The sequence below is a fragment of the Paenibacillus sp. MAEPY2 genome (assembly GCF_000499205.1).
Lineage (GTDB): Bacteria > Bacillota > Bacilli > Paenibacillales > Paenibacillaceae > Paenibacillus > Paenibacillus vandeheii.
Genome location: NZ_AWUK01000030.1, coordinates 171,309 through 183,875, shown reverse-complemented (window position 1 = coordinate 183,875; position 12,567 = coordinate 171,309). Strand labels below are relative to the sequence as shown.

The 12,567-nt window shown below is 49.4% G+C and carries 13 protein-coding genes; 12 read left to right on the top strand and 1 reads right to left on the bottom strand.

Annotated elements, in window-relative coordinates; all coding sequences use genetic code 11:
* The first annotated feature begins 182 nt into the window (after positions 1-182).
* From P364_RS0122280 to P364_RS0122260, 5 genes are read left to right on the top strand one after another with little or no spacing between them, the layout of a single operon-like run.
* Positions 183-1,682 (top strand): ABC transporter ATP-binding protein, encoded by a 1,500-nt coding sequence (locus P364_RS0122280; protein WP_024632284.1) that lies wholly within the window; start codon positions 183-185, stop codon positions 1,680-1,682.
* Positions 1,679-2,746: an ABC transporter permease gene (locus tag P364_RS0122275; RefSeq protein ID WP_024632283.1), complete on the top strand. Its 1,068-nt coding sequence runs from the start codon at positions 1,679-1,681 to the stop codon at positions 2,744-2,746. The genes P364_RS0122280 and P364_RS0122275 overlap by 4 nt, the downstream gene beginning before the upstream one ends.
* Complete coding sequence (locus P364_RS0122270; RefSeq protein ID WP_024632282.1) at positions 2,730-3,653, top strand: ABC transporter permease; 924 nt, start codon at positions 2,730-2,732, stop codon at positions 3,651-3,653. Before P364_RS0122275 ends, P364_RS0122270 begins: the two co-directional genes overlap by 17 nt.
* Before the next feature lie 45 nt (positions 3,654-3,698).
* Complete coding sequence (locus P364_RS0122265) at positions 3,699-4,370, top strand: sulfite oxidase-like oxidoreductase (RefSeq protein WP_024632281.1); 672 nt, start codon at positions 3,699-3,701, stop codon at positions 4,368-4,370.
* A 1-nt stretch (position 4,371) separates the two neighbouring features.
* Complete coding sequence (locus tag P364_RS0122260; RefSeq protein WP_024632280.1) at positions 4,372-5,130, top strand: nucleoside phosphorylase; 759 nt, start codon at positions 4,372-4,374, stop codon at positions 5,128-5,130.
* 189 nt (positions 5,131-5,319) lie between these two features.
* Here P364_RS0122260 and P364_RS0122255 read toward each other — a convergent pair whose 3' ends face one another.
* Positions 5,320-6,207 (bottom strand): LysR family transcriptional regulator, encoded by an 888-nt coding sequence (locus P364_RS0122255; protein WP_024632279.1) that lies wholly within the window; start codon positions 6,205-6,207, stop codon positions 5,320-5,322.
* A gap of 209 nt (positions 6,208-6,416) precedes the next feature.
* Here P364_RS0122255 and P364_RS0122250 point away from each other — a divergent pair, with 209 nt between their 5' ends.
* The 7 genes from P364_RS0122250 (at position 6,417) to P364_RS0122220 (ending at position 12,536) form a co-directional block, all read left to right on the top strand.
* Complete coding sequence (locus P364_RS0122250) at positions 6,417-7,307, top strand: DMT family transporter (RefSeq protein ID WP_024632278.1); 891 nt, start codon at positions 6,417-6,419, stop codon at positions 7,305-7,307.
* 156 nt (positions 7,308-7,463) lie between these two features.
* Entirely contained in the window at positions 7,464-8,075 is a 612-nt protein-coding gene (locus P364_RS0122245; RefSeq protein ID WP_024632277.1) for a hypothetical protein, read from the top strand.
* A 200-nt stretch (positions 8,076-8,275) separates the two neighbouring features.
* On the top strand, positions 8,276-8,461 hold the full coding sequence (locus P364_RS0122240; RefSeq protein ID WP_024632276.1) for a hypothetical protein: 186 nt from the start codon (positions 8,276-8,278) through the stop codon (positions 8,459-8,461).
* A 96-nt stretch (positions 8,462-8,557) separates the two neighbouring features.
* Positions 8,558-9,040 (top strand): GNAT family N-acetyltransferase, encoded by a 483-nt coding sequence (locus tag P364_RS0122235; RefSeq protein ID WP_024632275.1) that lies wholly within the window; start codon positions 8,558-8,560, stop codon positions 9,038-9,040.
* Positions 9,041-9,198: 158 nt separating this feature from the next.
* Entirely contained in the window at positions 9,199-9,600 is a 402-nt protein-coding gene (locus tag P364_RS0122230) for a metal-sensitive transcriptional regulator (RefSeq protein ID WP_024632274.1), read from the top strand.
* A 48-nt stretch (positions 9,601-9,648) separates the two neighbouring features.
* Positions 9,649-9,849 carry a copper ion binding protein gene (locus P364_RS0122225; protein ID WP_024632273.1) on the top strand — a complete coding sequence of 67 codons (201 nt, stop codon included), beginning with the start codon at positions 9,649-9,651 and terminating at the stop codon, positions 9,847-9,849.
* A gap of 179 nt (positions 9,850-10,028) precedes the next feature.
* On the top strand, positions 10,029-12,536 hold the full coding sequence (locus tag P364_RS0122220; protein WP_024632272.1) for a heavy metal translocating P-type ATPase: 2,508 nt from the start codon (positions 10,029-10,031) through the stop codon (positions 12,534-12,536).
* The last annotated feature ends 31 nt before the right edge of the window (positions 12,537-12,567 follow it).

Here is a 12,567-nt window from a genome sequence, read left to right as displayed (position 1 = left end):
CGGAGAGGACAGAAAAAACCTGGAGAAGCGAAGCGTTCGCCTTTATCCCCGGATTTTCCCCTTTGGAAAAAAAATAAAAAAATCTGGGGATAAGCGATCGGAAGGTTGTTCTGTCATCGTAGTGGCTAGTGTAAATATGCTTTAGTTGAACGTATATAGACCGAGAGGAGAGAACGCGAGATATGCTGTTGGAGATGGAGCAGATTACGAAGAAATACGGCGGCTTCACCGCTAATCGGGACATCCGTTTTAATTTGCGAGAAGGAGAGATTCATGCCCTCGTGGGTGAGAACGGAGCCGGTAAAACAACCCTGATGCGCATGTTGTATGGAATGGAGCAACCGACATCAGGCACAATCAAAGTTCGTGGACGTGAGGTAAGCTTCGCTACCCCGTCTCAGGCCATGGCAAGCGGTATCGGCATGGTGCACCAGCATTTCATGCTGTTTCCTTCCTTTACGGTTGCTGAGAACATCGTGATCGGCCGTGAACCGTCTGCTGCAGGTGTATTTGACCGCAAACAGGCAGCGGCCCAGGTGAATGAGCTGGGCAGAACGTATGGCATGCCAGTTGATCCGTGGAAAAAAGTATTTGAATGCCCTCTGGGCATGCAGCAGCGAGTTGAAATTCTCAAGGTGCTGCATCAGGGTGCAGATATCATTATATTGGATGAACCTTCAGCGGTACTGACACCGCTGGAAGTGAAAGAATTGCTTGCGAATATGAAATCTCTAGCCAAGCTGGGCAAAACCTTTGTATTGATCACGCACAAGCTGCAGGAAGTCATGGATGTGGCAGACCGGATCACGGTTCTTCGTGATGGTCAGGTGACAGGTACGCTGGAAGCGAAAGATACGAACGTGGAGGAGTTATCCCGCTTAATGGTTGGACGTGAGTTGGTACGTATGGACAAGCAGCCATCCGTTCCGGGAGAAGCGGTGCTTCAGGTGGAAGCAGTGAGTTTGTCAGGGGCAGAGGACCGTTCCGCACTCAAGGATATTCATTTGGAAGTTCGGAAAGGTGAGGTCGTTGGGATCGCGGGTATTTCCGGGAACGGTCAGTCTGAATTAATTCAGATCATTGCCGGACTGCGTAAGTCGGATAGCGGCCGCGTCCTGTTGTCAGGGCAGGATACGACGAACTGGCCGGTGCGTCGCATTCGGGAACTTGGACTTGCCCATATCCCGGAAGACCGTTATATGTGGGGAGCGGCGAAGGATGCAAGCGTTCGTGAGAATGGCTTGATGGGCCATCATCACCGGCTTCAATCACGAGGTATCATTAAAGCGAAGGCAGCACGGACCATGGTGGAGAACTGGATCAAGCAGTTCAGCATCAAGACGGGTTCTGCGGAAACGAAGGCACAGTTCCTTTCCGGTGGTAACTTGCAGAAGCTGATTGCCGCTCGTGAATTTGCCCAGGATACACCGTTTCTCATTGCGGCTGAACCTACACGGGGTGTAGATATTGGAGCAATGGAAACCATTCATGCCGAATTGCTGCGCAAACGGAATGAGGGTGCAGGAATTCTGCTCGTTTCATCCGAATTGTCCGAGATTTTGCAATTATCCGATCGAATTATTGTCATGTATGAAGGCGGAATCGCTGGGGAACTGAAGGCAGATGAAGCAACAGAAGAACAGATCAGCTTGTTGATGGCAGGAGGGAAAGAGCGGATATGAATCGGGTAAAAGAAACACTGCGCGGACTCGTACAGCCGCTGCTTGCCGTATTCATCGGTTTGCTGGCAGGTGCTGTAGCCATTCTGGTCGTTGGCGGGTCCGTGGTGGATACGTATGCGGAGATGTGGAAAGGGGCCTTCGGCAACTTCTACTTCTTCACCAACACATTAGCGCGTTCGACGCCAATTATTCTTGCGGGACTGGGCGTAGCACTGGCGTTCCGCGCCGGATTTTTCAACATGGGTGCCGAAGGACAGATGGTTCTCGGTGGACTTAGTGCAGCGCTGACGGCGCTCTACCTGCCGGGTCCAGGCTGGTTTGTCTGTATTGCAGCCATTGTGGCAGGAATCATTGCCGGTGGAGTTTGGTCGCTGTTTGCCGGTTGGCTGGATGCTCGTTTCGGCATGAATCTATTGATCACAACGCTGCTGCTCAACTATATTGCGATTTATTTTGGAGGATACATGGTATCCTATCCGTTCAAAGACCGCACCGGATCGGCGGCGATGGCACAGACGCCGATGATTGATCAGAGTGTCTGGCTGCCGAAGCTGTTCCAGGGCATGGGACTGCATGCCGGATTCATCATTGCTATCGTAGCGGCTATTCTCATCTACTGGTTCACACACAAGACGGTAACGGGTTATGAGATCCGCATGCTGGGTAGTAACCCTTCCTTTGCAACCTATGGCGGCGTGCGCCGCATTCGCATGATGATGCTGTCCATGATCATTAGTGGCGGACTTGCAGGTCTTGCGGGTGCAGGGGAAGTGTTGGGTACCCAGTACCGTTTCCTTGATGGCTCGTTGTCCTCCGCAAGTTATGCATGGAGCGGCATCATGGCAACCTTGCTTGCCCGCTCGCATCCGCTAGGAACAGCTGTGGCGGCAATTCTGCTTGCAGCGTTGCAGACAGGAGCCATGGGGATGGAACGGAATACGGATGTGCCGCTGGAAGTCGGCAGTGTCATCCAAGCGGTGTTGACGTTATTTGTATCGGCTCAGATCGGTTATTCATTCCTGAAGCGGAGAAAGGAGAAAAAGTCCAATGCAACAACTGTTTGATGCAGCCATGTTTGGCTCTACTCTGCGGATTATGACGCCGATTCTGCTTGCAGCGCTCGGTGGGGCTTTGTGCTCCCGTGTCGGTCTGTTCAACGTGGGTCTGGAAGGACTCGTACTGATCGGCGCTTTCTCCGCTATTGTTGGTAACTATCTGTTCGGTAATGTATTGCTGGCCGTTATATTCTCGATTGTGATCGTTATGTTGTTCTCTGCGCTATTTGCCTTTATCAGTATTAATCTGAAGGCAAACGCGATAGTAGTCGGGATCTCGCTTAATTTTCTGGCGACGGGACTGACGACTTTTGCATTGCGGGCGATTTTTGACGTGAAGGGTGCGTACTACGACAAAGATATGGTGGGACTCCCCAAATGGGATATCCCTCTTATTAAGGACATTCCATGGGTAGGTGATGTCATCTCAGGGCATAGCCCACTCGTGTATCTTGGAATTATTATCGTAATTGCCTTGCAATTTTATCTGTTCAAAAGTGTCTCCGGGTTCCGTCTCCGCTCGGTTGGCGAGAATCCGGTAGCAGCACAGAGCATCGGCATCAAGGTGCGCGGCATTCAATATGGTGCAGTCCTGATGTGCGGTGTACTGTGCGCCTTGGCGGGTGCACAGCTATCACTTGGTCAGGTTACGATGTTTACCGAAGGTATGACCGCAGGTCGCGGTTTCATCGCATTGGTAGCGACCATGCTGGGGCAAGCGAATCCGCTTGGCGTTATGGGGTCTAGTGTGCTGTTCGGGTTCATGGAAGCACTCAGTATCCGACTGCAGGGCTTCGCGCTGCCAACTCACTTTACCATGATGCTGCCGTATATTGTGACACTGGTGGCGATGTTCTTTTTCAAAGATCGTACCTACGCACAGGATGCACTGAAAGCGGGCGGAAGCTCGCGTTAATTCCTGAATGTTATGCTGAAAGCATATAAAGAAGGAGGATCACACATGCATAATAAGGCTGAACGTCTGAAAAAAACGAAAAGCCCGGCACCCAAAGCGGGTGCCGAGCACGGAGACCGGCTGCCGCCGGGGCAGGTACTGACCGAGAAATTCCCGATTCTGCATGAAGGTGAAGTGCCGGAATACGACCTCACGACCTGGGACTTGAAAGTATTCGGCGAGGTTGAAGAAGAGAAGGTATTCTCCTTCGCCGAGCTTCAGGCGATGCCTCAAGTGAACACGGTGAGCGACATTCATTGTGTAACTCGCTGGTCGAAGTTTGATACACCGTGGGAAGGCATCCGATTCTCGGATTTCATCAAGCTTCTTGGCGTCAAACCCGAAGCGAAATACGTCATGATCCATGCGGATCATGATTACGAGACGAACGTTCCGCTCGAAGAACTGATGCATGACGATGTATTGCTTGCCTTTAAATTTAACGGTGAGCCGCTCACACCAAAGCATGGTTATCCATTGCGCTTGGTGGTTCCTCAACTCTACTTCTGGAAGAGCGCGAAGTGGATACGGGGTCTGGAATTCATGAAAGAAGACCGCAATGGCTTCTGGGAAGTTAATGGTTTCCACCATTTTGCCGATCCGTTCAAGGAGCAGCGCTTCTCGGGTGAAGATATTCCGATTCCGGAAGACGAATGGACGAAGAAGGAGTTTGATTAAGATGTTGATGCCTATTTTGCAAATTCATTCCGAAGATATGCCTGCATACGCCATTGTCTGTGGGGATCCGGCACGTGCGGAGAAGATTTCCCGTAAGCTGGAGCAGGCGAAAGAACTGGCGTTCAGCCGGGAGTATCGCACATTTGTTGGATTGTACGAAGGTGTACCCATGGCCGTGGTCAGTCATGGCGTAGGTTCACCCGGAGCGGCTGTTTGCTTCGAGGAACTAATCCGTGCAGGGGTAACGACCCTGATTCGTGTAGGTACAGCGGGCTCGTATACCGCTGATTATCCAGCGGGCAGTGTTATCGTCAGCACGGCCGCTGTGCGTACGGACGGGCTGACACGTCAGCTCGTACCCGATGGTTTTCCTGCGGTAGCAGACCTTGGTGTTACACAAGCGTTAATTGAGGCGACTCGTGAGCATGCAATTGGAGTGGATGCTTCGAGTGCAGGTAAAGTTGGCGTGGGCATTACCGTTACGCTGGATGCATTCTTCACTGGGGTGGAAGAGATTCCTCACCGCAAGTACAAGCAGGCGGGTGCGCTTGCCGCTGAGATGGAGATTGCAGCGCTCTACATCGTAAGCACACTGCGCGGTGCTCGTGCCGGGGCGATTGTCGCTATCGACGGTTTTGCAGATAGCGACTTGGCGGCAGAGTATGATCCGCATACAAATGCGGTAGCCGATGCGGTTGAGCGTGAGATCGAAGCGGCGCTGCGCGCGCTGGCTGCACTTGCTCGCCAGGATCAGGCGTAAAGCTAAGATCATCAGGACATTTTGTGCTGCTGCTGCTGCTGGTAAAAAGCAAAACACTTCAATGATGTCCATCTGAGGTGGACAATATAAAAAGGGCGTCCCATAAGGTCATGTTCATGACCGATGGGGCGCCCTTTTTGATTGGGAACAAGGAGCGACTGGCGCAACATTGGAAGGCCAATCGATCCGTTAACCTTGTCCAAACAATTGCTGCGCCGTCTCAATAAATAACCGGGATGCAGGGGAAGCATCAACAAGTGAAGGAACGGCAATTTCAATATTACGGTAAGCTTTCGGCTCCGTCGGGAGTGCTTTGACACCCGGAGGCAGCCAGGATAGAGAAATGGCAGGCAGCATGGCGGCTCCGAGACCCTGCTCAATCATGCTCAGACAAGTGTTTACGTTATACACCACAAATCCGAAATGTAATTCGGCATCTGCTCGATGGAACAGATCCACAATCGGCACTTCGTAACCGCCTTTGCAGATGATCATGGGATGCTTGTCCAGCATTTGTACGGGCAGGGTTTCCTGATTTGCAAAGGGCTCATCGTCCCGAAACACAGCCAGCATCTCTTCGCTATACAGCGGGAGTGTCTCATAAGCGGTATCTATGGGCTCTTTGTCGGTTGCAATAATGAGAGCCACATCAATAGCCCGTGAGCTTAGCCATTCCTGAATTTCAAGGATGTTCCCCTCGTGCAGCTCAAATTGAATCTGAGGATAGCGGTCCCGAATGGAGCGGATAATTTTCGGCAGCAAATGGGCGGATGACATGGGGAAAGAGCCAATGCGAATCGTACCAATCTCTAATCCTTTCTCAGCGGCAACGACCTGCTGCACCTTATCAAATTGCTGTAAAATCCGGCGGAAAATGACCAAAATCCGCTGTCCCACATCCGTAAGCACGATGCCATTCCTGCGATCCCGTATGATTAGAGTGACATCTAGTTCATTCTCCAGCGAAGAAATGGCCCGACTGACTGCGGGCTGCGTCATATTTAGTTCTTGGCCCGCACGGGTGAAACTTCCCGTTTCTGCAATTTTCACGAATAACTGCAACTGTGAATTGTTCATATCAGATTTGGTATGCTCCTTATGATTAACATGCATTTCAATTATTATAATCATTATTGTATCATGGAGAAACGGAACGATCAAAGAACAGATGTATAACGGGTCTGGTTCGGATTCCAAATGATTTGCAGGCACCGAGAGAGCGCAGGATAAAGTGACGATTGATTAAACTGCGCCTGTAGAAGTGTGCCGGATAGGAGAATAGACATATGGCTTTATCACGTGCAAAAGCAGGCTGGGTCCTGGCTTTTCTGGTACTCATGTGGGGAGTAAACTGGCCCCTGACCAAATACGCATTAAATTTTACACCGCCGCTTATATTCGCAGGCATGCGCCTGTTAATTGGGGGCTTGGTGCTGGGATTGTATGCTTTTCCCCGCTACAAAACGCTGAGACTGAAACAAACTTGGCATATCTATGCCATATCTGCGGTGCTTAATATCATCTTCTTCTACGGCTTTCAGACCGTGGGGCTGACTGAAGTGCCGGCAGGATTATTTTCATCCATTGTGTTCCTACAGCCTGTGCTGCTTGGGATCGGGGCCTGGTTGTGGCTGGGCGAGTCCATGTATGGAATGAAAATTGCCGGATTGGTGCTCGGTTTTGCAGGGGTGGCTACGATCAGTATAGGTGGCATGACAGGCAAAGTTTCACCTGAAGGGGTTATGCTTGGGCTGTTTAGTGCAATTAGCTGGGCGATCGGAACCGTATATATGAAACGAACTTCTATGAAGGTCGATGGAATCTGGATGACAGCCATTCCGATTCTAATCGGTGGAGTTGTACTGACCTTAACGGGTACGGTCACAGAGAGCTGGGCTGATGTACAGTGGGTGCTTCCTTTTATACTGGATATGCTGTTTATCTCGGTGTTTGTCATTGCGTTGGGCTGGCTCGCGTTCTTCAAACTGGTCAGCTCCGGCGAAGCCAGCAAGGTAGGATCGTTCACGTTCCTGATTCCGCTGATTGCCCTGTTTTGCAGTGTACTGTTCCTGGGAGAGTCAGTGACGGTCAATCTGATCGCAGGTCTCGTTATGATCATAGCCAGCATCCTGCTTGTGAATGTTAAAGTAAAGGGCAGCAAGGTGGCGAAAATCTAAAGCTATGCGGTGAACTTTCTCGAATCGGCTGTTGCAGCTGAAAGGGAAGGTTCACCGTTTTTTTTTGGTTAAACCTAGAAAAGAAGAGGGGATGCAGATGCCATAGCGAATTGTATTTGCATGTGGTATTTCATTAAATTAGGAGGGTGATTGAATATGGGCTGGAGTGAATTTCGTGAAATCCCTAATGAATATAATGAAGAAGTACAGCAGATTGATGGGCAACTACTGAAGTTGGTTGCGGCAAGAAAGAATATAACCGGAGCTGTCCAATATCAGCCCCCTCAAGATACCATCGATCAATGGGTAAAATTATTGGATATGAAGGAGGAAGATATTCGATATGTTCTCCGTAGTGTGCAGCCGATGCCACAACGGCATTACTTTCCACGTGAGCCCCTTCAATTAACGGGTGTTGTGCCGATCATGAAGAAAACGATTAAAGATTCGTGTGAGTACATCATTACACATTCGATGCAGTATGAAGGCGAAAGTCTCGTGTATGTGGAAATTCAATATAAGGGAAATGAGTCTGAACGTATACAGTTGGTGCCACACTTGGCTCTTGAGGTGTTGAGCGGACAGAGACATATGACTATGAGACACGGAAGTCGTGGAGGAGGTGGGGAGACACAATTGAGTTTCCGAGTAGTTCCTGCCCTGCCTTTTTCTCTGGAAAACGTTCAATTCTTTTTAATTCCTTCTATACCAGAGTTGGAACACAAAGTGGAGGAAGTCACTTTGGATAAACAGGTGGACTTCGATTAATAACGCCTTTCTCCTTTTCATAGGCTTCAATATGCTGCTCAATCAAATATTCAATTTGCATCGCGAATTTCACTTTTCATCAAAGTAAAATACAAAAATCAGAGGATATACTTGCTTGTCAGAATGACAATGAAAAAATTGGGTAAGTTATATATAGGAACATCTTAATAACGATGAAATAATAGAAGGAGGACTCCAACATGACACAACAGAACAATCAACCTCAGGATGAGGCGGCAATTCGTAACAAGCTGGATGAAGACGGGGATTCCTTGATGGAGAAAAAGAAAATTTTGAATGGTGTAGATATTGAGCCGCAAGCGGACGAATGGTCTGCCAAACCGTCACCTGTAGCATTTGATGAAGGTAAATCATCTGAAGAATAGTAGAACCAAATATAGCTTGAAATAAAGCGGGTACCGTTAAGGTATCTGCTTTTTATTGTATAATCATGGAAACGTTTGTGAGAGGAGAATGTGAAGATGAGTGAGATTAACATTAGACGGGCTGTCATCGGAGATTACACAGGAGTATCTGCATTAATGGATGAGCTTCATCAGTTGCATGTAGAAGCTAGGCCAGACGTTTACAGAGAGCTGCAGACGAGAATGAGCGAAAAGGAATATGAACAACTCATGGAGACGGATCATCGTTATCTCTATGTTGCGGAATTGTCGGATCAAGGTGAGATTGTTGGATATGCGAGTGCACAGCTGAATGTTATTCAAAATGTGGATTTGTTAAAGGATCGAAAAATGCTGTACATCAATGAAATCATCGTTGGCAGCAAGCATCGCGGACATGGGACAGGCAAACGGTTGATGCAGGAGTTAATTGAACTTGGCAAAGAAATTCAGGTCGACAGCGTTGAACTGACGGTGTCTACATTTAATACCGGAGCTCAGGCTTTCTATGAGCAATTGGGTCTGGCTGTGCGCAGCAGCAGAATGGAATACATATTATAATCCGCCTGTACGAAGACTAATGGGGATGTCTGGGTGCAATACTGCAATCGTAGGAAGCATGGTAAGCATCCATTTTGAATAAAATAATGAAATAATCTTGCATACCCCCATGGGGTATGTTACTCTTATAACAGAACGAAAGAAAAGGGGTGTTCGTGATGGGACATCAGAGCCATCCCAAGGAACCTTTGGAGTCATCCGTAACAGAGGTGAACGAAGTTTCACAGACAGATGATCAGCAAGCCAATTCATGTCATACGGCAGGAAGTGACGGGAAGCATGTGCGCAAGAGCCATCACTCCCAGGAGATGAAGGGCAACCTGATTTCCCGTTTGAACCGCGTTGAAGGACAGATTCGCGGGATTAAGGGATTGATTGAGAAGGACACCTATTGTGATGATGTGCTGACGCAGATCGCTGCGGCTCAGTCAGCTCTCAATTCGGTTGGCAAGCTGTTGCTGGAAGGTCACATGAAGAGCTGTATTGTTGAGCGTATTCAAGCCGGAGAACATGAGGTCGTGGATGAATTGTTGGTAACGGTAAGGAAGTTAATGAAGTAATTATTTTTGAATGAACTCATCATTTATATATCCAAGGAGGAACTATCCATGTCTAATATTACGTTGAACGTTACAGGAATGTCTTGCAATCACTGTGTGAATTCGGTTGAAGAAGCCGTGAAGAATGCGGGAGCGAATGGTAAGGTTGATCTGGCAGCAGGAACTGTCGCAGTTGAATATGACGAGCAAAAAGTCAATGTGGATCAGATCAAGGCAGCCATTGAAGATCAAGGATATGACGTAGTCTAATCATTGCAGGCTTAAACTGAACTTCCCTTTGCATGGAAAGGACTTCAACAGATCTTTTCCAATGAATGAGTTCATGGTTTAAGCCTGATTTTCTGTCTTTTATATACCCCTTGGGGGTATTGGGAACGTGGTGATATTTCATAATGAAAGGAGCTAACAACATGGATAAGTCATCGGCAATGGAAAACACATCAGCCTCAGAACCATCACCGGAAGCAGCGGGATCACAGACAACACTGCAAATTACAGGGATGACCTGTGCTGCCTGCTCTACTCGAATTGAGAAGGGGTTGTCCCGAATGGAAGGGGTCAATCAGGCGAATGTTAACCTCGCCATAGAGCAAGCAACGGTTTCCTATGATCCGAAGACAACGAACATCAATGCATTACGGAATAAGGTGGAGGCGCTTGGCTACGGTACAGTAACGGAATCGGTGGATCTGGATATTACAGGTATGACCTGTGCTGCTTGTTCTGCTCGAATCGAAAAGGGCCTCTCACGTTTACCGGGTGTAACCCGTACGAACGTGAATCTGGCGCTTGAGAAAGGGCATGTGGAATACGTTGCTGGAGCATTGAAGGCATCCGATATTACGGCGAAGATCAAGCAACTTGGTTATGGAGCCGAGCTGCAACAGACGCAAGAAGAGACGAAATCGGTGCGTGAACGTGAGTTGCAGCGCAAAAAATGGAAGTGGATGATCTCTGCCTTGTTATCTTTGCCCCTGTTGTGGGCGATGGTAGGCCATTTCTCGTTCACATCCTGGATATGGGTACCCGACTTGTTCATGAATCCATGGTTCCAGCTGGTACTAGCAACTCCGGTACAGTTTGTAATTGGCTGGCAGTTCTATGTGGGCGCCTATAAAGCGCTGCGTAATGGCAGTGCCAACATGGATGTACTGGTTGCTTTGGGTACAAGTGCAGCTTTCTTTTACAGTCTGTATCTGACCCTGACCAGTGGCAGTACAGCTTCGACCATGATGGATCATGGCGGGGCGGGAATGACTACAGCAACCATGCCAACAGTAGAGCTTTATTATGAGACGAGTGCGATTCTGATTACGCTGATTCTATTAGGAAAATGGTTCGAGGCCGTAGCCAAGGGGCGCTCCTCTCAGGCGATCAAAAGCCTCATCGAACTGGCTCCACGTGAAGCCAGAGTGATTCGTGATGGTCAGGAGGTTGTTGTACCGTCGGCGTATGTCGCGGTAGGTGATCTGGTTCTCGTGAAACCCGGAGATAGTATTCCGGTGGACGGCGTCGTGGAGGAAGGACAGTCTTCTGTCGATGAATCCATGTTAAGCGGAGAGAGCCTGCCGGTTGATAAAAAACCGGGAGATACCGTTACAGGTGCTACGCTGAACAAAAATGGAGTATTAAGACTGCGTGCGACTAGAGTAGGCTCAGACACGGCGTTATCGCAGATTATTAAAGTGGTTGAGCAAGCGCAGGGCTCCAAAGCACCCATTCAGCGGATTGCAGATGTGATCTCCGGCATCTTTGTTCCGATTGTTGTAGGCATTGCAGCAGTGACGTTCCTGATCTGGTATCTGTTTGCGAGTCCCGGCGACTTTGCCGGTTCGCTGGAGAAGGCGATTGCTGTACTGGTGATCGCTTGTCCTTGTGCGCTTGGCCTTGCAACGCCAACGTCCATTATGGCTGGATCAGGACGTGCGGCAGAATACGGTGTGTTGTTCAAAGGCGGCGAACATCTGGAATCGGCCCAGCAGATCCAGACGGTTGTATTGGACAAAACAGGTACAGTTACCCAAGGGAAGCCCGTGCTTACAGATGTAGTGACAGCTCCACATTGGACGGAAGCAGATCTGCTTCAGCGGGTGGGAGCAGCAGAACAGAGTTCGGAGCATCCTTTGGCTGAAGCGATTGTGGAAGGAATCCGAGGTAAGGGGCTGGAACTGCTGACCCAGCCAGAGCAATTCGAGAACATACCGGGGTATGGTGTGCGGGCCCGGGTTCAAGGACAAGAGATCCTGGTCGGGACACGCCGACTGCTTACGGATGCGAAGGTGAGTGTCTCTGAGGAAACCATGCAGCAGATGAACAACCTTGAAGAACAAGGGCGCACTGCGATGCTGATCGCGGTGGACGGTCAATGGGCAGGGATCGTTGCTGTGGCTGACACCATCAAGGAAACTTCACGAGAAGCCATTAAGCGGCTCCAAGCCATGGGAATTGATGTCATCATGATTACGGGAGACAATGAGCGAACAGCTCGCGCCGTGGCAGAACAGGCTGGAATCGGTAAAGTGCTGGCTGAGGTATTGCCTGAGGGCAAAGCGGCGGAAGTGAAGAAACTTCAGGAGAGCGGTCTCAAGGTAGCCATGGTTGGGGATGGAATCAACGATGCTCCAGCTCTGGCTACAGCCAATATCGGTATGGCGATTGGAACCGGGACCGATGTAGCGATGGAAGCAGCGGATATTACACTAATGCGTGGCGATCTGAACAGTATTGCAGATGCGATCGAGATGAGCCGACGCACCATGGGCAATATTAAGCAGAATCTGTTCTGGGCACTTGGTTATAACGTAATTGGTATTCCAATTGCAGCAGTAGGCTTCCTGGCTCCTTGGTTGGCAGGTGCGGCCATGGCGTTCAGCTCTGTGTCGGTTGTACTGAATTCGCTGCGTTTGCAGCGAATGAAACTGAAACGGAATGATTAATTCCCTGTACGGAAGGGCTCCACGTTTCTTT